Origin of the sequence: Propionimicrobium sp. PCR01-08-3 (assembly GCF_030286045.1) — a bacterium.
GTDB lineage: Bacteria > Actinomycetota > Actinomycetes > Propionibacteriales > Propionibacteriaceae > Brooklawnia.
Genome location: NZ_CP127390.1, coordinates 704,071 through 723,344, shown reverse-complemented (window position 1 = coordinate 723,344; position 19,274 = coordinate 704,071). Strand labels below are relative to the sequence as shown.

The window sequence follows — 19,274 nt, the reverse complement described above, 5'->3', positions numbered from 1 at the left end:
ATCACAGCCCCCGGCCTGCCAATGCCGGCGCACCTGCGGGCCGGTGCTCGCGCAACGGTGCCACCGAACGCGACGACGCCCCCGATGCCGGTGTAGCGCGGGTGAGGCCCGGTGGTGTGCCGTTGGCGATCTGGAAAGTATCGAGCTGGTCGAGAATGCCCAGCGCCGTCTTCCGTACCCGCTCGCCGGTGGCCTTGATGACTTCCGCAGGTTCGGTGTCCTTGACCGACGACGCCCACCCCGCGACATACGGGATCGTGTAACCGCTGGTGTCCATGCCGTGTGCGGCACCGATCATCAGAGCCACGCTCTCGGCTTCCACCTCACGGATGCCGCCGTGCTGGCGGGCCTCCTCGTCCTTCGGGTCGTGCATCAGCGCATGCGCCAGCTCGTGGATCAGCGTGGCCACCTGGTTGACCTCAGTCACGTCGGTGCGCACCGACACCTGCCGCGTCGTGTAGTTGGTCACGCCGTCCGCGCCGCCGATCTGTCCGGCGTCCGGCACCCGCACGACCTCGAACCCCAACGCCTCGACCTGCGCGGCCAGACCGTCCCACAACCCCAGCGGGGCTTCGCCATCCAGCAGCTTCGGCGCGGGAATCTCGGGTATCGGATCGCCCTCGGTCTGCGTCACATCCCACACGTAAGCAGGCCGGGCGCCCACCATTTTCGTGCGAACGACCTCGTTGACCTTGTGCTTCTCCCGCGGCCCCAACCTGCGCCACGACGACGGATCAGCCGGGTTCGATGAAGCGAAGCGACCAGTGACCGGGGCGAAGATCATGTAGCCCTGCTGACCCTTCTGCACCTGACGGCCGAGCTGCTGCCACTGCCGATACCCGGCCACATAGGAGGGCATGGGGTCGGGCACCCGACCGGCCTCGAACGCGGCCTCGTGCTGGACCCAGATCAGCAGCGTGTTGTTGAACGAGCGCGACCGGAACCGCGCCGCGAACTCCAACGCCCGCACCCAGTCTTCGGCGGAGACCAGCGCCTCCACGGTGGTAGCGAGTGTGTCGTGGAGGTATTCGAGTTTTGCTTCGCGGGCGGCACGCCCCTCGTCGTTGGTCACCATGATTTGCGTCCTTCAGCCGGCGCTGCCTCCGGGATGGGGGCGGTGTCCGGAAGGTGCGCCAAGGCAGCCTGGAGGGGACAGTCAGCAACACAGAGAAGGGGTGCCGAGAGTCGTGGCGGCAGGGAACTTGGCGTCATCCCTGCCTATCCGACGCGCGGACCAGGCGGCGAGACGGCGGGCGTCACATTGGCGCGATACCGGCGCTACGCGTCGTGATCCCGACCACGCACCATCTGCCGGTACCTTTCGGGTGTCATTCCCGTTGACATCGCGAACACCGACCGAGCGTGGCTCCGGCTGCGCCAACCTACGGCTCTGCTCATTTCGCCGACTGTCATCTCGGTATCACGAAGCATTCGGGCCATCTCCTTGGTGCGCAACAATCCCAGGAAGGTGATCGGGGACACGCCCAGCGACTCGGCGAACACTCGCTGTAGTTGCCGCACCGATAGATGTGCCGTGGCGGCCATCTCCGCGACGAGCCAACGGTGGGCCAGATCGCACTGGATGGCGTTGCGGACCTGTAGCACCTCGCTGCGCGCGGGTCGCGTGGCGCTGCGACGGGCTACCATCGCCGCGATCCCGTGTGTCAGGGTTCGTAGCGACGGCGCCGGACTCCACGGCAACAACTGCCCGAGCAGATGCAAGATCTCGGCAAAGGCGGCCTGCATCCGATGGAACTCTCTCATCGTCTGCGCCCGCTCGATCTCATCGATTCTCGCGGCAAAGGTGGCTGCCAGCGGGCCATTCAGACGGATCATGATTGTGCCCGTTCCGAACGCGCGTTGCATCACGGTCTCGGCTGCCGTCCGGTCCTGCAACACATCGGCGTAGCGCCAGTACACCTGATCCATTACGTAGTCTTTGTCGGCAAAGATTGTCGAGGTCGTTGCCGTCCCGTCCGGTGCGCCACCAATAGCCAAGCCCGAGCCCACCAGCATCAGATCACCCACGCGGAACCGACGCTCGCCCCAGTCACCGGTGATGGTCCCTGAGCCCTCGCGGGCTAGCAGGAACTTCACACAATCATATACTTCCGGCGCTACAGGGTGCGCGTAGTGGCCGGTCTCGACGCGCACCGGCCACCGAACCACGCCGCTCGCTGCACCGTCGATCTCACCGCTGCTTGCCTCCATGGCTCATCCCCAGCGAGCTCACTCTTCGAAGGTTCCGGAAGCTAACGCACCAACTTCGTCGCGCGGATGATCGCTGAGTGCATGTCATCGGCGACTTGGTGGGTGAACTCGACGGTAGGGTCGGTGAATCCGGCTGCGGCGAGGCCCTGGAGGTATTCACTCTTGGAGAGCGCGCCGGCGATACACCCCACGTATGAACCGCGCTCGGCTCGTTCGGCCGGGGTGAGATGGTCTTCGGCGACGACATCGGAGATGCCGATTCTTCCGCCGGGAGCGAGCACACGGAACATCTCCGCCAGGGCGGCCGGCTTGTCTGTGGACAGGTTGATGACGCAGTTGGAGATCACGACGTCGACTGCGCCGTCGGGTAGGGGTACATTTTCAATGGTGCCTTTGAGGAACTCGACGTTGGTCGCTCCGGCGTTCGCGGCGTTGGTGCTCGCCAGGTCGAGCATTTCGTCGGTCATATCAACGCCGTAGGCGAATCCGGACTGGCCGACACGGCGTGCGGACAGCAGGACATCGATTCCGCCGCCGGAACCGAGGTCGAGAACGCGCTCGCCCTCGCACAGCTCTGCGACCGTGGTTGGGTTGCCACATCCCAGACTCGCCTCGATCGCCTCCAGGGGCAACTCGGCAGCCTCCGTCGCGTCGTAGAGCCCGGCCCCGAAGCCACCGACGTCAGCGCTGGGATTGCCGCAGCAGGAAGTGGGTGAGCAGCAGGTGCTGTCCGCCAGCAGGTCGGCGTTGTGAGCGCCGGCGCGGACTGCCGTTGCGGCTTGCGCGTAGCGGAGGCGTACCTGCTCACGAACCGTGTGACCGGCGTCCCGGTCCGAGGCAGTGGAGAGCTGCCGGAGCTGGTTCACACCTACGGGAGGGGTGTCGCGGTAGGGCACGACGGCGACCCGGCCGGTCTGCGCCTGGACCTCTCGCAGGGGTGCTTGTTCGGCGTTGATCCGTTCGGCCAGTAGGGCGCTGGTGGTGCCGGTCGGGGTGAGGGAGCGGTTGACGATCCATCCCCAGGTGGTGATGTTGGCTCGCGTGAGGTCGGCGGCCAGGCCGGTGGCTTCGAGGACGGGGGTCGTCTCGGGCAGTGTGATGACGATGACGCTGGTGTTGTCGGGGTCCTGGAGCCGGGCCAGGGGCGTGAGCCCGGCCTGCTCGGGCAGGTTGCGGACGACTTCGCGGTGGTAGGAGCCGGTGGCATCCATGAGGAGCAGGGTGTGTCCGGTGGGGGCGGTGTCCATGACCACGAACCGGTGGGCGGATTGCTCGACGGCTGCGGCGAAGGCCTGGAAGACGGCCACCTCTTCGGTGCAGGGCGAGCGCAGGTCCTCGGCGAGGTTGGCCCGACCGTCGGCATCCAGGCTCAGGCCCTTGGTTTCCATGACGTGGCGTCGGTAGTCGGCCACTGCCTGGACGGGATCGATGCTGGACACCTCGAACGATGCCGCTTCGCCGACCGTCCAGGCGAGATGCGCGGCGGGGTCGGTGGTGGTCAGCAGCACGTCCTTGCCGCGGTCGGACAAACCGACGGCGATCGCGGCGGCCATCGTAGTCTTCCCGACGCCGCCTTTCCCGACCACCATGATCAATCCGTGGTCCTTGACCGCCAGCTGATCGATCGTCGCGGCCAGAGAATCCGACGAGTCGACGGGGGCGTTGGCGCGCGATACGACTAACGCCGGGGTGTGGTCCGGGGTCTCGGACAGCAGCATGGTGAGGGCGTCGAGGCCCATCACGTCGCGGGTGTGCAGCGGGAGCCGGTCGATCGCCAGCCCGGCGAGGTTGACGGGCATGGCGGCGATGGCGGCGGTCTCCTCGGCGCGGATCGCGTCGGCCAGGACATCGGAGTTGGGCTCGCTGGGGAGGATGCCGTTGATAACCAGGTGGGTGGCATGGACGCCTGCCTCGGCGAGTTCGTCGGCGGTGCGGGACGCCTCGGCCAGCGATGAGGTCTGTGGACGGGCAACCAGGCCCAGTCTCGTCACGGACGGGTCGGCCAGGACGGTGAGCGCGTCGGCGTAGGTGGTGCGCGTCTTGTCGAGGCCGGCCATCGGACCGAGGCAGGACGCATCGCCAAGCCCGTCTTCGAGAAAGGACGTCCATTCGCCGGGGAGCTTGAGCAGCCGGACGGTGTGACCGGTCGGGGCGGTGTCGAAGACGATGTGGTCGTAGCCTTGCGCGATGTCGTTGCCCGCCAGGAAGGCGGTGAACTCGTTGAACGAGGCGATCTCGGTGGTGCAAGACCCAGAGAGCTGCTCGGTGACGTCGGCGAGATCCTTGACCGAGAGGAAGTCCCGGATCGGGGCGAGGGCGCGTTGGCGATACTCCTCGGCGGCGGCCTCTGGGTCGATCTCCAGCGCATCGAGCCCGTCAACGCCGGAGATCGGGGTGATCGCGTACCCGACCCGCTGGCCGAAAACCTGACCGACGTTCGAGGCCGGGTCGGTTGAGACCAGTAGAACCCGGTTTCCTCGTCGGGCGAGTTCGACCGCACTGGCGCAGGCGATGCTCGTCTTCCCGACACCGCCCTTTCCGGTCAGGAACATGAACCTCGGGGGGTTGTCTAGCAGGTCGATCATCTCCGATCAGCCCCTATGCCTGAGAACCGGACCGGATGGTCACCGGCTGGGTTGGGCCGCAGCATCCCGACGACGCCGCAGGCTCATTGCCGCAGCACTCCGCCGCTGCCGGAGCGGCTGTGGTGCTGCCACAGCATCCGGTCGCCGCGTTCTCGGCGGGCGCCTCGACTCCGGCGATCCGTGCAAGCTCTGCGCGGGATGGGTAGCGGCCGGTCGCGACCGTCACGTCGTCGGCCACGATCAGTGGCAGGCCGGATGCGCCGACCTTCCGCACGAACGCCCGCGCGACGGCGCTGTCAGCGAACGCGGCGGGGTCCTGGGCCAGGTTCGCCCGGCGCACCGACACGCCTTGCCGGGTCAGCCAGTCAAGGTCGGCGGTGAAGTCGACCAGCGCCTGGTCGGGGTCGGGGCCGCACACCCCGGTGTTGCAGCACAGCGGGCCTTCGAAGACCTGGATCATGAGGACGCCTCTCTCGGCTTGATGTTCGTCAATATGAAGGCTAGGTCTCATATCGACGTCTGTCAATACGAGGTGGTAGGCTGACACGCATGGTTCAGCGCCTCCCGATCATCGACTGCACCCCGCAGGGTGCGGCGGCGCTCGCCGACGAGGAGGCCGTGCGAGTCGCCGCCACCTTCAAGGCGCTCTCCGATCCGGTCCGAGTCAAGCTGCTGCATCACATCTCGGCGAACTGCTGCTCCAGCGTGTGCGCCTGTCACATGCCCGACAGTCTTGGCATCAGCCAGCCAACCCTCTCTTACCACCTGGCACGGCTGGTCAAGGCCGGGCTCATCAGCCGGGAGATGCGCCACAAGTGGGCCCACTACCACGCCACGCCGCAGGGCCTGGCGACCGTGCGAACATTCCTCGCTGGACTGCCGGACTCGGACAACTGCTCGGCCGACCCGTCGACCACCTGCTGACCCACCAGGCCCACGACAGCCGCCCTCCAAGGCCGACCCTGCCTGGAGAGCTGCGACGCCATGGGGGAGGCAGGTCCGCCCATCGCGCCCGAGCTGCACCCGCAGCCGCTCCCGGGTTGCAACTTGCTTCGATTTCCTTCAATATAGATACATGTCGATGCAAGAGGTTGAGCTAGTGATCGTCGGGTCCGGTCCTGCCGGATACACCGCAGCGGTCTACGCCGCGCGAGCAGGCCTCGCGCCGGTCGTGCTCGCTGGATCAGTGACGGCAGGCGGAGCGCTGATGACGACCACAGAGGTTGAAAACTATCCCGGCTTCACCGACGGCATCCAAGGCCCCGAGCTGATGGAAGCGATGCGCGCTCAGGCAGAGCGCTTCGGTGCCCGCATCATCTACGACGACGCGACCCATGTCGAACTCACCGAATCCACGAAGGTCATCGAGACCGGCAGTAGCGGCACCTTCCAGGTGCGTGCCGTGATTCTGACGATGGGGTCCGCATATCGCAAGCTCGGTCTGCCCGAGGAAGCGCGATTGTCGGGACATGGCATGTCCTGGTGCGCGACCTGCGACGGCTTCTTCTTCCGTGACCGGGAAGTCGCGGTTATCGGCGGTGGCGATTCCGCGATGGAAGAAGCACTGTTCTTGACGCGCTTCGCTGCCAAGGTCACGCTCGTCCACCGGCGCGGCGAGTTCCGGGCGTCCCGGATCATGGCCGAGCGGGCATTGGCCGACCCCAAGATCGAGGTCGCATGGAACAGCGAGGTGACCGCGATCCTCGGCGAGACGAACGTCACCGGTCTGCGCCTGCGCGACACGATCACAGGCACCGAACGAGTGCTGGATGTGTCGGGCATTTTCGTCGCAATCGGGCACGACCCGCGCTCCGAGCTTGTCGCCGACCAGGTGTCCACCGACGCCGAGGGGTACGTCATCGTGGCCCATCCAACGACACGCACCAACGTGGCCGGCGTGTTCGCCGCCGGTGACCTGGTGGATCACAACTACCGGCAGGCGATCACGGCCGCCGGCACCGGCTGCGCCTCCGCCGTGGACGCGCAGCACTATCTGTCGAGTCTCGATCTGCCCACCCAGATCGAGAGTGCCACTCTGGAGGTTTCCGCATGAGCATCACCCCCGTCACCGACGCCACGTTTGTCAGCGAAGTGCTCGAATCAGAGCTTCCGGTCGTAGTTGATATCTGGGCCGCGTGGTGCGGTCCATGCAAGGCCATCGCTCCGATCTTGGAGCACTTGGCCGCCGAGTATGCGGGCCGGGTCAAGATCGTCAAGATCGACGCGGACGCCAATCCCGAGACCGTGACCACAGCTGGTGTCACCTCGATCCCCACTCTTTCCTTCTACCGGGACGGCGAGCGGGTCGACATGCTGATCGGCGCGCACCCAAAGCCGTCCATCGCCGCGAAGATCGACGGACTCCTGGCATGACCGCGACCGCAACGGCACCCACACGCGCCACTCCGAAGCGCCTGTCCGCCCTCGACCGTTGGCTGCCGCTGTGGATCGGACTGGCGATGATCGCAGGCCTCCTACTCGGCCGTCTCGTCCCCGCCGTCTCCGATGTGCTCGCTCACCTGGAGGTGGGAGGCATCTCGGTACCGATCGGGCTGGGGCTGCTCGTGATGATGTACCCCGTGCTCGCAAAGGTCCGCTACGACAAGATCGCGGCCGTCACGGGCGACAAGCGCCTCCTAGTCTCATCCTTGGTGCTGAACTGGATCATCGGCCCGGCGGTCATGTTCGCCCTCGCCTGGCTGTTACTGCCTGATCTGCCGGAGTACCGCACGGGGCTCATCATCGTGGGACTGGCCCGCTGCATCGCGATGGTCGTGATCTGGAACGACCTGGCCTGTGGCGACCGAGAGGCCACCGCCGTGCTGGTCGCGATCAACTCCATCTTCCAGGTCGTCGCGTTCTCGCTGCTCGGCTGGTTCTATCTCACTGTACTGCCCGGCTGGCTCGGCCTCGATACCCAAGGTCTGGAAGTGTCAGTCGGGCAGATCGCGCTGAACGTCCTGGTCTTCCTCGGCGTCCCGCTCATCGCCGGGTTCGCCTCGCGGTGGATCGGCGAGAAGCGCCGGGGACGCGACTGGTACGAGAACCGATTCCTCCCCAGAGTGGGGCCGTGGGCGCTCTATGGGTTGCTGTTCACCATCGTGCTGCTCTTCGCGCTCCAAGGCGAAGCGATCACATCCAGTCCGTTCGATGTCGCCCGGATCGCCCTGCCGCTACTGGTCTACTTCGCGCTGATGTGGTTCGTCGGGCTCTTGCTCGGCAAGGGTCTCGGACTGGGCTATGCCCGCTCCACCACGCTGGCGTTCACGGCGGCGGGTAACAATTTCGAACTCGCCATCGCGGTCGCGATCGGCACCTTCGGCGCGGCATCTGGACAGGCCCTCGCGGGGGTCGTCGGCCCACTCATCGAAGTCCCCGTACTCGTCGGCCTCGTCTACGTCTCGCTGTGGGCCGCACGCGCCTGGTTCCACACCGACCCCTAAGCTCCGGACACCGCTACGACCGAATCGAGGAGGACACCATGACCGAGACACCCACAACGGTCGAGACGTGCGCACCTGCCGAGGCGCACGCAATCGGCCTGGACGCGGCCACCACCGTGGCCAACACACTGAAGGCACTGGCGGACCCGCTCCGGCTCCGGATGCTGTCGGCCATCGCCACCGACCCGCGCGGCGAGTCCTGCGTCTGCGACCTCGCCGAACTCGCCGACGTCTCCCAGCCCACCATCTCCCACCACCTGAAGGTACTGAAGGACACCGGCCTGCTCACCTCCCAACGGCGTGGCACGTGGGTGTACTACCGCATCGTCGCCACCCGACACGCGGCCGTCACCGCCCTCCTCGACGGCTTCGCATCCACCGTCACCGCCAGCCCCGCCGAGGGCCGGCCCGAGTCCCCGCGTGAGGTCGACTCGCACGTCATCGATCGCCTCGCCGAAGAACTGGCCGACGAATACGACACGCTGAGTCGTGACCTGGTGGTCACGATGGTGCGGGAGTCCTACGCCGGCCTCCTCCGGTCCGCGAAGATTGCCCGACATCTGGTGCCGCTCACCGAGCGCTTCGCCCGCCAGCGCCTCACCGATCTCACCCGCGACCGCGAGACGGGTGTGCCGCAGGTGCTGTTCGTGTGCGTACAGAACGCCGGCCGCTCCCAGCTCGCAGCCGCGCTGGTCAACCAGATGGCCGATGGCAAGGTCGTGGCCCGCTCTGCCGGATCACGACCGGCACCGGATGTCCACCCGCACGTTCGCTCGCTGCTCACCGAGATCGAGGGCGAGGACGCCGCTACTGAGCGGTTCCCCAAGCCGCTTACCGACGACGCGGTCCGCGCCGCCGATGTCGTCATCACCATGGGCTGCGGCGACGTATGCCCGATCATCCCCGGCGTCCGCTACGAGGACTGGGCAGTCGGCGACCCGGCCCTCGCCTCTGCCGAGGGCGTCGAAGCCATCCGCGATGACATCGCCGCCCGCGTCCGCATCCTGCTCGACTCCCTCACCACCCGCTAACGAAAGAGAGACCCGACCATGACCGACCCCAAGCCGTCCGTGCTGTTCGTCTGCATCCACAACGCCGGCCGCTCCCAGATGGCAGCCGGCTACCTCCGCCACCTCGCCGGCGATCGCATCGAGGTCCGCTCCGCCGGCTCCATGCCCGCCGACCAGATCAACCCCATCGCCGTCGAAGCAATGCGAGAAGAGGGCATCGACATCACCGCAGAGCAGCCCAAGGTGCTCACGCCCGAGGCCGTCCAGGCCTCAGACGTCGTAATCACGATGGGGTGCGGCGACGCCTGCCCCTACTACCCGGGCAAGCGCTACGAGGACTGGAAGCTCGACGACCCCGCCGGTCAGGGCATCGACGCTGTGCGGCCGATCCGCAACGACATCCGCGCCCGCATTGAAGGACTGATCGCCTCTCTCGCCGGCTAGAGATCGCCCGCTCCCGTTGGCGGGCAGCAGCGCACAAGGAAGTCGCCCAGCGCCTCCGCAGATCGGGAACTGCGTCGATGATCCTCGACGCCTCCACCTCGCCTGCCGGATCATGGCCTCGGTACTACTACTCGCTGACGCTGTTCTCGCCCGCCCGGTTCTCGCAGTTGCCCGGCCTCGGGGTTCCCAGCCGACCCGGATCGGTATCCGCATCGCGATGAGGTCGTGGACTACCTCACCCGCTATGCATCTCGGTTGGACGCGGACATCCGATACCAACGACGAGTCACGTCGCTGGCCCAGACAGCGAACGGACTCGCGGCGCGGGGCGACGGGGTTCGAAGTGCGAGCGCACCGCGTCATTGTTGCGTCACGAAGCTTCGACGCTCCGTACACCCCACCGATCCCCGGCATCGACGCTTTCGGCGGGCGCGTTCTCCACGTGGCGCAGTACCGCAGCCCCGGCGAGTTCGCGGGGGCTCGGGTCTCGATAGTCGGTGCCGGCAACTCCGCAGTACAGATCGCTGCCGAACTCGCGACAGTGGCTCGAGTGGACATGCACTCACGTCGCCCGATCCGATGGCAACGACAGTGCATCCTGGGCAAAGACCTACATTGGTGGCTTGTCCGCACAGGCTTCGACCGAGCAGGAGTTCTCGACTCACTGGTTCCGGTGACGACGCCGGTACTGGATGACGGTCGCTACCGCGCGGCCCTTCGACGCGCAGCGGTCGGATGGAACCCGATGCCCGTGCGCGCATCCAAGGCGGACGACTCGTAGGTGTGGACGGGCGGCGCCGCGAGGCCAATGTGCTGCTCTTCGCTACCGGGTATCGACCGAGCGTTTCGTTTCTCGCAAGCACCCCAGCACTCGACGCCAGAGGTCTACTCCTGCACCGAGCAGGCATCTCTACGACGATGCGCGGACTCGGATTCGTCGGCCTCGAACGCCAACGTTCCTTTGCCTCAGCAACTCTGCGCGGGATGGGTCGCGATGCTCAGGCCGTTGTCAGCCGCCTTATGCCGCGCCCACAATATGACCACGCAGCATCGACCTGACTGCCAGACTCGCCTGAAGCGGAAGAACACCGTTGCCGAGGGCGGTGATCTGCTGGTTCAGAGTAAGCCCATGGACGGCGTTGCTGACCCAACCATCAGGCAAGCCCATCAGCCACTCCACGAACGCCGGTGACGGTCGCGGCCCGGTGTCGTCGCTCAGGAGCGCGGGTGCTGGGGCTGGCCGTCCGGTGACGTGCTCCCATCGGGCGATGGCGTCGGCGTAGCGTCCCCAGCGGTGAAGATGTCCTCGACCAGTGACCACAGGGTCTCCGAGTCGTTGTTCCTGCTGGGTGAGCCAGTCGGCCCGTGGAGAGCGAGGTCGATGATCTGGTGCGAGAGCGCGATCGTTCCTCGTCGTGCGCGGACTTGACCCAGGCTCTCGCCGCCTCGTGTCGAGTCGGTCGCGAGCGGTGTCCTGAACAGCGTCCTGGCGCTGGGCGACGATGAAGATGCGGAGCCGAGGGTGAGGAGCGCCGACAAAGGACGCTGGTAGGCCGATCCATTGCGCGTCGTACCGCAGGTCGGCCAGATCGCCGAGTACGGCGCCGGCTGCCCGGAGAGGTCGAGCTGCATCGTCTCCCAGACCCCACGGGTCGAGTTCCAGGTCGCGAAGGGTTGCAGCATCGGGGGTTGCAGGGCTGGGGTTGCGTCGTTCATCGTCGTCTCCTTCTGACATTGCGCGGATCGCTTGGGATGAGAGCAGCCCGCGCACGTTCTCGATCACCACGAACCGCGGTTGTAGTACGTCGATCGCGGCGGCCATGTGCGACCAGAGTCCGGAGCGTGTGCCGGGCGCGAGGCCGGCCCGCTTGCCGACCGTCGATACGTCCTGTCGCTCCAATGTCAGTGTGGTCGTGCCGTCTTCGTTGACGGTGGCCGGTGAAGCGGCGGCGGGCTGACTCGTTCCCGTGCTGTCATCACGATGAGCGAGGAAGGAACGGATCGTGCTGGGCTTCGAGAATGGGAAGCGTGGTGGCGGGTTGGCTCCTTCCCTGAGGTCGCCTTCGTGGTTGACGTGGTCTTGTCATGTCGCCCGTCGCCGCTTCGCTGAGGGCCGGTGTGACTTCATTGGAGCGTGACCCCGTAATGGGTTCTTGATTGAGGCATGTCCACCGGTCGACCCCTGAAAAGTGAGAGGAGAACAGAGATGAACGAGAAGATCGTGATCGGGCTCGACCCGCATAAAGATGTCCTGGTCGCCGTCGCCGTGGACGGCAACGGCCGACAGCTCGACGTGAAAGACGCCACCGCGCGGCCCCGCGGGTATCGGGTCCTGCTGGCCTGGGCGAGGAAGCTCGGCCCTCATCGATGGGCGGTAGAGGACGTGCGTCACGTCGCTGGCGGTCTGGTGCGGTTCCTACTCGCCGAAGACGAGCAGGTCGTGTGGGTGCCGACGCATATGAGTTCGGACTACCGGCGTCGGGTGCGTGCAATCGGGAAGTCCGATCCGATCGACGCGCTGGCTTGCGCACGTGCAGCGTTGGCGGAGGACCTGCCGGTCGCGGTGCCGGAGACCGATGTCCGCGAGGTGAAGGTGCTCCTGGACCATCGGGAGGATCTGGTGGGTGAGATGGTACGGATGTGTTGCAGGCTGCGGTGGCATCTCCATGACATAGACCCGGACTTTGCCGCGACGATCCCGGCTCGCAAACTGCATCGGCCGAAGTGGAACACCATGGTCGCTGCGTTCCTAAGCGAGCGTGACGGCGGTGTCGAGGTCTCGATCTGCTTGGACCTGATCGAACGGATCAAGGAGCTCGGCGACCGCGCTGGATGCCTGGAGCGTGAACTGGAAGAACGGGTCAAGGTCGAGGCTCCGCAACTGCTGGAGTTGCCGGGGTGCGGACCGATGTCGGCGGCGCGGATCGTTGCCGAGACCGGTGATCCCTCAAGATTCAAGTCGGCGGCGGCGTTCGCGATGTTCACCGGCTGCGCGCCGATCCCAGCGTCCTCTGGAAACAGTCAGCGGGTGAGACTGAATCGTGGTGGGAACCGGCGGATGAACGCTGCGATCCATCGCATCGCAATCACGCAGAAGCGCATGTATCCGCCCGCGCAGGAATACCTTGCCGCGAGGCGGGCGCTCGGGAACTCCAACATAGAAGCAATCCGCGCGCTGAAGCGGCATCTGGCGCGGAGCGTGTTCACGGTACTGCGACGGGGCCCGGCGGCCGGGAGGGTGACGTCGTTGGGGCCGGAAATGGCAGAACTCGTCGTAGCGTGAAGGTGTGAAGAACCTTCCGCGAAGGTCGGTTTCGGGTGTCTTCTGACTCTGCGCCATGATTCTCTTGACGGTGGTTGTGGTCGAAGCCAATCAGCGGCGTTCGGCGAGCGATTCGCCGGTCTCTAGGAGGGTCTTCAGGCCGCTGAGGACGAGCATCCATCCGGCGCCAAAGACCCCGGCCGCGGTGTGCGGGGACTCATCGAGTTGATCGTGGATGACGGTAACCATGCAGGTACCGTTGGCCTGATCGTCGATCTGCCATGTGACGCGGCTGGCGGGCTCGTCGACCGCATCGGGGCTGAACAGGGATCGCCAGCCAACGACGAGCCGGTGCGGGGGTTCGGATTCGAGGACCGTCTCGTCTCCCCAGAGAGAGGTGCCGTCGGGCGAGCGATAGCGGAACGGGGTACCGACTTCGCCGCTGGTCTCCACGTGAGAGCCGTAGAAGTACTTGGCGGTAAACTCTGGCGTGACGATCGCGTCCCAGATGGCGTCGGCGGATGCCTTGATGAAGATCCGGTAGATCTGCGGTGCGGTGGCCGGTGCCCCGGCATCGGTGTTCGTCATGATGACTCCTCGAGTTGTGTCTTCAAATCAGTGAGCGCCGCGACGCGTGACGCGGTGTACTTGCCGATCCAGCGGTCGTGGATCTGCCGGATCGGGACGGGATTGAGGAAGTGGAGCTTGTATCGGCCCTCGCGGCGCGTGGTGATCAGCCCGGCGTCTTCGAGCACGTTCAAGTGCTTGGCGATGCCGAAACGGCTCAGCGGAAACCCCTCCTCAAGCTCTCCTTGGGTCAGGGCATCATGCATGAAGAGACGGTCCAACAGGGCGCGGCGCGTCTCGTCGGCCAGGGCCTTGAAAACAGCGTCATTGTCCACACTGAAAGATTATGTGACTGATTAGTCACATGTCAATCTTCGCAGGAAGCAAGCAGCAGATGCGCACTCAAGAGCACTTCTTGACATTGAGACACGGGAACCCGCCGCAGAGCACATCGACCGAAGGCACATTCCGCCAGTTGATCTGTGTGATGTCGCCCAGGTTGGGAGCCTCCGGCCAGTGGTGAGCAAAGATGCGGGCGACGTGCTGGTTGTTCTCGGAGAACCAGATCGTCTCGGCATTGAAGACGTGCTCGACAGCGAGGTCGAGGCCGCCGTATCCGCTGAACAGCGAGCCGACGCGGAGCGGTCGGCAGTGGTCGTTGGGGTCGCGCATGAGGGCTCCGGCAGATGGGTGAACCCCGACCGGACGCCACTGATGGAGTCGTTGCCGGGCTGGTCACCGAGCAGGTGCACGAGCACCCTGAGTTGCCCATCCGTCGATCACCCTTCCGTCGAAGCCGTCCCTGTCCCGAGCACCTTCGAGCACCGCGGCGTTGAAGCCCTACCGACCCGCTTCCTGCCGGCCTCGCGCCTGCCCCATCCGAGCCACCACACGTCTTTCTGTAGAGGCGCGTCCCCAACAGACCGCGCATTCTCGCGGTCGGCGCCTGCGGCTTCCGGCCCACCTTGCGGGCACGGAAAGGAAGCTCTGGTGACGGTTTCGATGCGTGTGATGACGGCCGGGGATGGTTACAAGTACCTGCTCCGCTCGGTCGCGGCCGGCGACGGTGACCGCTCCCTCTCAACCCCGTTGACCCGCTACTACGCCGAAGCGGGGAACCCTCCCGGCTTCTGGATCGGCCAGGGCCTCGCGGCCCTCGGGCACGGCGAACTGATGACTGGCTCAGAAGTCTCGGAGGCACAACTCGAGCTGCTGATCGGGTCCGGTCGTGATCCGATCACCGGCGACCCACTCGGCAAGGCGTACCCGACGTTCGCACCCGCGGCCGAGCGGATTGAACGCCGCATCAAAGCCCTCGACGCTGATCTGGGACCGGCGGCGCGGGCGGTCGAGACGGCACGGATTGAGGCCGAGGAAACTGAGCGCGGAACCCGGCGTGCGGTGGCGGGGTTCGACTTCACCTTCTCGGTGCCCAAGAGCGTGTCGGCGCTGTGGGCAGTTGCTGATGCCGGGACGCAAGCGTTGATCGCGGACGCGCATCATGCGGCGGTTGCCGAACTAGTTGTGTTCCTCGAACGCGAGGTTGCAGTCACCCGCACCGGCGCGGACGGCCCCGAGGGCACGGTTGCACACGTCGATGTACTCGGCGTCGCCGCAACCGCGTTCGACCACTACGACAGCCGGGCGGGCGATCCGCAGTTGCACACCCACGTCGTCATCAGCAACAAGGTCAAGACAGCCCAAGACGGGAAGTGGCGCGCCCTCGCGGGGCGGCCGATGCACGCCGCGGTCGTCGCGGTCTCCGAGCTCTACAACGCCGCCCTGGCCGACCAGCTCACCCGCACCCTCGGCATCGAATGGGACACCCGCGACCGGGGACGGGACCGCAACCCTGCCTGGGAACTCGTCGGCGTCACCGAAGAACTGATCGGCGAGTTCTCCACCCGGTCACGGCACATCGAGGCCGAGAAAGATCGTCTCATCGCCGAGTACGTCGCCACACACGGACGGCAGCCCTCGGCCCGGATCGTGTTGAAACTCCGCGCCCAAGCAACCCTGGCGACCCGGCCAGAGAAGCACATCCACTCACTCGCGGACCTCACCCACCAATGGCGGGAACGCGCTGCTCGGGTGCTCGGGCAGGATGCGACGGGCTGGGCACGCGCCCTCACCCATCAGTCAGCAGATGCACCGGCTCGGGTGTTGCGGGCCGACGACGTGCCGCTGGATGTCGTGCGCGAGGTCGGCCTGTCGGTGATGGCAACGGTGAGCGAGAAGCGGTCGACGTGGACGCGCTGGAACCTGCATGCCGAGGCATCCCGGCAGTTGATGGGCTGGCGGTTCGTCTCGATGCTGGATCGGGAGGCGATCACCGGGCTCGTGGTCGATGCCGCCGAACAAGCCTCGCTGCGCCTGACCCCGCCCGAGCTCGCGTCCAGCCCGGTGCAGCTCCGGCGAGCCGATGGCACCTCACGGTTCCGGCCGCACGCCTCTGTGCTGTTCTCGTCCGAAGCCCTGCTCGCCGCCGAAGACCGACTCCTGGCCCGCGCGGAGTCGATCACTGGGCCTGTGGTGTCGTTGGAGACCGTCGAGCAGATCACCAGCCGCCCCGACACGCGAGGCCGGATGCTCGGTGAGGATCAAGCCGAAGCACTGGCGGCGATCGCCGTCTCCGGCCGCGCCCTCGATGTGCTGGTCGGCCCCGCCGGTGCAGGCAAGACGACCGCTATGTCAGCGTTGCGTCGCGCGTGGGAGAAGGAGCATGGCAGCGGCTCGGTCGTCGGGCTCGCACCATCCGCCGTGGCGGCGCAGGTCCTCGCAGACGATCTGGGAATCGTCACGGAGAACACGGCGAAGTGGTGGCAGAACCACCTCATGCACGGAACCACGTTCGAGGCGGGCCAGCTCGTCATCATCGACGAGGCATCCCTGGCCGGCACCGCCTCCCTCGACCGCATCACCGCCGAAGCCGAACAGGCTGGCGCGAAAGTCTTGTTGGTCGGTGACTGGGGACAACTCCAATCAGTCGACGCCGGCGGAGCCTTCTCGATGCTCGTCCACGCCCGCGACGACACCCCCGAACTGCTCGACATCCACCGCTTCACCCACGCGTGGGAGAAGACCACCTCCCTCCAGCTCCGCCACGGCCGTCCCGAGGCGATCGACACCCTCATCGACCACGACCGCATCACCGGCGGCGACCAAGAAGCCATGATCGACGCCGCCTACACCGCATGGCGGCACGACCTCGCCACCGGGCGAGCATCGATCCTCGTCGCCGAGACCCACGAGACCGTCACCGCCCTCAACGCCCGCGCACGGGCAGACCGGATCATCGACGGCACCGTGCACGGCACCCGTGAAGTCGGGCTGCATGACGGCACCGCGGTATCGGAAGGCGATCTGGTCATCACTCGCCGCAACGACCGCCGCCTACGCAACGGCCGATCCTGGGTGCGCAACGGCGACCGCTGGACTGTGACCGGCGTCCACTCGGACGGGTCAGTCAGCATCCACCCCGCCGGCCGCTGGCTCCGTGGCAGGATCGTTCTACCCGCCGGCTACGTGGCCGAACACCTCGACCTCGGCTACGCGATCACCGCCCACCGCGCCCAGGGCGTGACCACCGATACCGCGCACGTCATCGCCACCGTGACCACGACGCGGGAGAACTTCTACGTCGCCATGACCCGTGGCGCGGACGGCAACTACGCCTACGTCGTTCTCGACCGGCCCGACGACGGCCACGGGGTGCCGCACCCCAGCGACAACCCGGACACCACCGAGCGGTCGGTGCTCTACGGCGTGATCCAACACATCGGCGCCGAGCTGTCCGCGCACGAGACGATCACCGCCGAACAGGAACGGTGGAGCAACATCGGCCAGCTCGCCGCCGAGTACGAAACCATCGCCCAAGCCGCCCAACATGACCGCTGGGCCACACTGTTCGCCGCTGCTGGCCTCACCGGTGAGCAGGTCGATGCCGTGCTCGACTCCGACGCGTATCCAGCCCTATCGGCTGAGCTGCGGCACGCCGAAGCCAACTACCACGACCTTGACATCCTGCTGCCGCGCCTGGTCGCCGCGCGTGGCCTGGACGATGCCGCGGACGTCGCTTCGGTGATCCACGCCCGCGTCGCCCGTGCTACCAGCCGGCCCGCCGGGTCCGGTCGCACCCGCAAACCACCTCGACTCATCGCCGGGCTCATTCCCTACGCGGACGGGCCGATGGCCGACGACATGCGCCAAGCCCTGGACGAACGCCACGAACTGATCGAAGCCCGCGCCGAGACCATACTCACCGGCGCTCTCGCCGACAAGGCACCCTGGACGGTACAGCTTGGCCCCGAACCGAAAGTCCTGAACCAAAGAAAGGCGTGACGTCGCGCCGCCGCTGTCGTGGCAGCGTATCGGGACCGCTACCAGATCACCGACGACCGAACCCCACTCGGCCCACCGCCGCAGAACACCCGGCGGAAAATCGACCGCGCACGCGCCGAAGCCGCACTGAGGGAACTCAGCGCCGGCGCACCGTCGCAGGAGACCGGGCACCCGGTGACGCGTACCGCGACTCGCGGTCCTCGTCTCTAAACGCTGTCCGTCGGGTCTGCGATCCTGGACGTAGAGCATTCGATCACTGAGAGACGAGGTGGGAAGGTGGCGCAGTCAGAGCAAGCGCGCGAAGTCGCGCGACGCCTCGGCGTGGTCAGTCATCCCACTCTCGACCAACTGGCCGAAGCCGTGGCTCTCTTCGCTCCGTTGGGGTGGGCAATGTGCGGACGCTGGCACATGGAAGGCACCTTGCGCGTCCTCCGACAAGCCGGGAACGGCGCCACCGACGACGAGCTGGATGAAGCGATCACCGATGTGTGGAACAACGAGAACGCGACCTTGCTGAAACACGCCGCGGCGCCGATGCGCCGATGGTCGAACTCTCACTACCCCTTCAAGCAGCTCGTCTGGGACCGAGTCAGTCTCATCGAGAAGGCCATCGAGCATCACTTCGCAGGTGCCTATGAGGCATCAACCCCGATCATCTTGGCTCAGATCGACGGTATGAGCCGGGACCTCACCGGGCAATCCTTCTTCTCGAAAGGGAGCAACGACCCGTATCTGGATGACGAGACGATCGCTGGCATGGAAACCAACCTCCCGGTGGTGCGCGCCCTCTTCTCCGAAGACGTGAGGCCAACCGGCGACTACGGCAAGGTGTCTCGACACGGTGTGCTCCACGGCCGTGACCTCGGCTACGCGACCCGCGTGAACTCCACCAAGACCATCGTCCTCGTCGCCGCCCTCGCTGAGTATCTCCCGAAGATCGCCGATAACGCTGGTGCCCAACTCCGACGGCAGCATGAGGATGAGGTTGCCGGCTCCACCGAACTCGATGAACTTGGGCGCCTTGTGGACGACCGCCATGTGCCCGAGCTGCTGAACTTCGCCTACGACCTCGACACTGAATACCTCAACGCTGTCCTGTTGATGCCAGGCCCGTTCAACGCGCGGCGACAGTTGGCCGCAGTTGCGCGCAAGCACGGTCTCGACCCGGAAGCGTTCGCGCTTGACGAGGATCAGACTGGCTGGCGATGGCACTACACAATCCCGGCCGGGCAGACCCTCGGCTATGCAGCCCGTCCAAGCACCAGCAGCGAGCGCCGCCACCCCGACGTGTGGCGATGGGACGACCCCTCCACTCCCGACACGTTCCCGTGGAACGACTCAACGGGTTGGCGCTCCGACGATGACTTCCCACGATCCCCGAACTGGGAACCCAGACTCGTCATGTAGCCAT

18 protein-coding genes and 1 pseudogene are annotated in these 19,274 nt (G+C 66.3%); 10 read left to right on the top strand and 9 right to left on the bottom strand.

Features of this window, described 5'->3' with window-relative positions:
* Position 1: 1 nt before the first annotated feature.
* The 4 genes from QQ658_RS03435 to arsD all read right to left on the bottom strand — a co-directional run bounded on the left by QQ658_RS03435 (position 2) and on the right by arsD (position 5,256).
* Positions 2–1,075, bottom strand: a complete 1,074-nt coding sequence (locus QQ658_RS03435; RefSeq protein WP_286026277.1) for an ArdC-like ssDNA-binding domain-containing protein — start codon at positions 1,073–1,075, stop codon at positions 2–4.
* Positions 1,076–1,278: 203 nt separating this feature from the next.
* Positions 1,279–2,211 carry a helix-turn-helix domain-containing protein gene (locus QQ658_RS03430; RefSeq protein ID WP_286026276.1) on the bottom strand — a complete coding sequence of 311 codons (933 nt, stop codon included), beginning with the start codon at positions 2,209–2,211 and terminating at the stop codon, positions 1,279–1,281.
* A 41-nt stretch (positions 2,212–2,252) separates the two neighbouring features.
* Positions 2,253–4,796 (bottom strand): arsenical pump-driving ATPase, encoded by a 2,544-nt coding sequence (gene arsA / locus QQ658_RS03425; RefSeq protein WP_286026275.1) that lies wholly within the window; start codon positions 4,794–4,796, stop codon positions 2,253–2,255.
* 13 nt (positions 4,797–4,809) lie between these two features.
* Positions 4,810–5,256: an arsenite efflux transporter metallochaperone ArsD gene (arsD, locus tag QQ658_RS03420; protein ID WP_286026274.1), complete on the bottom strand. Its 447-nt coding sequence runs from the start codon at positions 5,254–5,256 to the stop codon at positions 4,810–4,812.
* A gap of 89 nt (positions 5,257–5,345) precedes the next feature.
* On the opposite strand from arsD, the gene QQ658_RS03415 reads away from it, so the two are divergent.
* The 7 genes from QQ658_RS03415 to QQ658_RS15345 all read left to right on the top strand — a co-directional run bounded on the left by QQ658_RS03415 (position 5,346) and on the right by QQ658_RS15345 (position 10,474).
* Positions 5,346–5,720 carry an ArsR/SmtB family transcription factor gene (locus QQ658_RS03415; RefSeq protein WP_286026273.1) on the top strand — a complete coding sequence of 125 codons (375 nt, stop codon included), beginning with the start codon at positions 5,346–5,348 and terminating at the stop codon, positions 5,718–5,720.
* 151 nt (positions 5,721–5,871) lie between these two features.
* Positions 5,872–6,849, top strand: a complete 978-nt coding sequence (gene trxB, locus QQ658_RS03410) for a thioredoxin-disulfide reductase (protein WP_286026272.1) — start codon at positions 5,872–5,874, stop codon at positions 6,847–6,849.
* A complete protein-coding gene (gene trxA / locus QQ658_RS03405) occupies positions 6,846–7,169 on the top strand; it encodes a thioredoxin (RefSeq protein WP_108717761.1) in 324 nt (107 codons plus the stop codon). The genes trxB and trxA overlap by 4 nt, the downstream gene beginning before the upstream one ends.
* The gene (arsB, locus tag QQ658_RS03400; protein WP_286026271.1) at positions 7,166–8,239 is read left to right on the top strand and encodes an ACR3 family arsenite efflux transporter; all 1,074 of its coding nucleotides are present in this window, start codon (positions 7,166–7,168) and stop codon (positions 8,237–8,239) included. Before trxA ends, arsB begins: the two co-directional genes overlap by 4 nt.
* 38 nt (positions 8,240–8,277) lie before the next feature.
* On the top strand, positions 8,278–9,270 hold the full coding sequence (locus tag QQ658_RS03395; RefSeq protein WP_286026270.1) for a metalloregulator ArsR/SmtB family transcription factor: 993 nt from the start codon (positions 8,278–8,280) through the stop codon (positions 9,268–9,270).
* Positions 9,271–9,288: 18 nt separating this feature from the next.
* Positions 9,289–9,693 carry an arsenate reductase ArsC gene (locus QQ658_RS03390; RefSeq protein WP_286026269.1) on the top strand — a complete coding sequence of 135 codons (405 nt, stop codon included), beginning with the start codon at positions 9,289–9,291 and terminating at the stop codon, positions 9,691–9,693.
* A gap of 112 nt (positions 9,694–9,805) precedes the next feature.
* On the top strand, positions 9,806–10,474 hold the full coding sequence (locus QQ658_RS15345) for an NAD(P)-binding domain-containing protein (RefSeq protein ID WP_353057940.1): 669 nt from the start codon (positions 9,806–9,808) through the stop codon (positions 10,472–10,474).
* Positions 10,475–10,908: 434 nt separating this feature from the next.
* Here QQ658_RS15345 and QQ658_RS03385 read toward each other — a convergent pair whose 3' ends face one another.
* Together QQ658_RS03385 and QQ658_RS03380 are read right to left on the bottom strand one after the other, a co-directional pair.
* Positions 10,909–11,409, bottom strand: a complete 501-nt coding sequence (locus QQ658_RS03385) for a hypothetical protein (RefSeq protein WP_286027147.1) — start codon at positions 11,407–11,409, stop codon at positions 10,909–10,911.
* Between the two features lie 40 nt (positions 11,410–11,449).
* Positions 11,450–11,593, bottom strand: a pseudogene (locus QQ658_RS03380) (DNA cytosine methyltransferase); the annotation flags it as partial.
* 321 nt (positions 11,594–11,914) lie between these two features.
* Here QQ658_RS03380 and QQ658_RS03375 point away from each other — a divergent pair.
* A complete protein-coding gene (locus tag QQ658_RS03375) occupies positions 11,915–12,976 on the top strand; it encodes an IS110 family RNA-guided transposase (protein WP_286024883.1) in 1,062 nt (353 codons plus the stop codon).
* 90 nt (positions 12,977–13,066) lie between these two features.
* Here QQ658_RS03375 and QQ658_RS03370 read toward each other — a convergent pair whose 3' ends face one another.
* The 3 genes from QQ658_RS03370 to QQ658_RS03360 all read right to left on the bottom strand — a co-directional run bounded on the left by QQ658_RS03370 (position 13,067) and on the right by QQ658_RS03360 (position 14,194).
* A complete protein-coding gene (locus QQ658_RS03370) occupies positions 13,067–13,543 on the bottom strand; it encodes an SRPBCC domain-containing protein (protein WP_286024884.1) in 477 nt (158 codons plus the stop codon).
* A complete protein-coding gene (locus tag QQ658_RS03365) occupies positions 13,540–13,857 on the bottom strand; it encodes an ArsR/SmtB family transcription factor (protein ID WP_286024885.1) in 318 nt (105 codons plus the stop codon). Before QQ658_RS03365 ends, QQ658_RS03370 begins: the two co-directional genes overlap by 4 nt.
* A 67-nt stretch (positions 13,858–13,924) precedes the next feature.
* Positions 13,925–14,194: a DNA cytosine methyltransferase gene (locus QQ658_RS03360; RefSeq protein WP_286026268.1), complete on the bottom strand. Its 270-nt coding sequence runs from the start codon at positions 14,192–14,194 to the stop codon at positions 13,925–13,927.
* 318 nt (positions 14,195–14,512) lie between these two features.
* On the opposite strand from QQ658_RS03360, the gene mobF reads away from it, so the two are divergent.
* Both mobF and QQ658_RS03350 read left to right on the top strand, forming a co-directional pair.
* Positions 14,513–17,863 (top strand): MobF family relaxase, encoded by a 3,351-nt coding sequence (gene mobF, locus QQ658_RS03355; protein ID WP_286026267.1) that lies wholly within the window; start codon positions 14,513–14,515, stop codon positions 17,861–17,863.
* 276 nt (positions 17,864–18,139) lie between these two features.
* Positions 18,140–19,270, top strand: coding sequence for a hypothetical protein (locus QQ658_RS03350; RefSeq protein WP_286026266.1), 1,131 nt, complete (start codon positions 18,140–18,142; stop codon positions 19,268–19,270).
* Positions 19,271–19,274: the final 4 nt, after the last annotated feature.

Bases quoted from the DNA above. Each gene is read 5' to 3' on its own strand.
- arsA (WP_286026275.1), bottom strand. From the start codon at position 4,796: ATGATCGACCTGCTAGACAACCCCCCGAGGTTCATGTTCCTGACCGGA.
- QQ658_RS03395 (WP_286026270.1), top strand. From the start codon at position 8,278: ATGACCGAGACACCCACAACGGTCGAGACGTGCGCACCTGCCGAGGCG.
- QQ658_RS03385 (WP_286027147.1), bottom strand. From the start codon at position 11,409: ATGAACGACGCAACCCCAGCCCTGCAACCCCCGATGCTGCAACCCTTC.
- QQ658_RS03370 (WP_286024884.1), bottom strand. From the start codon at position 13,543: ATGACGAACACCGATGCCGGGGCACCGGCCACCGCACCGCAGATCTAC.
- QQ658_RS03390 (WP_286026269.1), top strand. From the start codon at position 9,289: ATGACCGACCCCAAGCCGTCCGTGCTGTTCGTCTGCATCCACAACGCC.
- QQ658_RS03360 (WP_286026268.1), bottom strand. From the start codon at position 14,194: ATGCGCGACCCCAACGACCACTGCCGACCGCTCCGCGTCGGCTCGCTG.
- arsD (WP_286026274.1), bottom strand. From the start codon at position 5,256: ATGATCCAGGTCTTCGAAGGCCCGCTGTGCTGCAACACCGGGGTGTGC.
- trxB (WP_286026272.1), top strand. From the start codon at position 5,872: ATGTCGATGCAAGAGGTTGAGCTAGTGATCGTCGGGTCCGGTCCTGCC.
- QQ658_RS03435 (WP_286026277.1), bottom strand. From the start codon at position 1,075: ATGGTGACCAACGACGAGGGGCGTGCCGCCCGCGAAGCAAAACTCGAA.
- QQ658_RS15345 (WP_353057940.1), top strand. From the start codon at position 9,806: ATGGCCTCGGTACTACTACTCGCTGACGCTGTTCTCGCCCGCCCGGTT.
- arsB (WP_286026271.1), top strand. From the start codon at position 7,166: ATGACCGCGACCGCAACGGCACCCACACGCGCCACTCCGAAGCGCCTG.
- trxA (WP_108717761.1), top strand. From the start codon at position 6,846: ATGAGCATCACCCCCGTCACCGACGCCACGTTTGTCAGCGAAGTGCTC.
- QQ658_RS03430 (WP_286026276.1), bottom strand. From the start codon at position 2,211: ATGGAGGCAAGCAGCGGTGAGATCGACGGTGCAGCGAGCGGCGTGGTT.
- QQ658_RS03415 (WP_286026273.1), top strand. From the start codon at position 5,346: ATGGTTCAGCGCCTCCCGATCATCGACTGCACCCCGCAGGGTGCGGCG.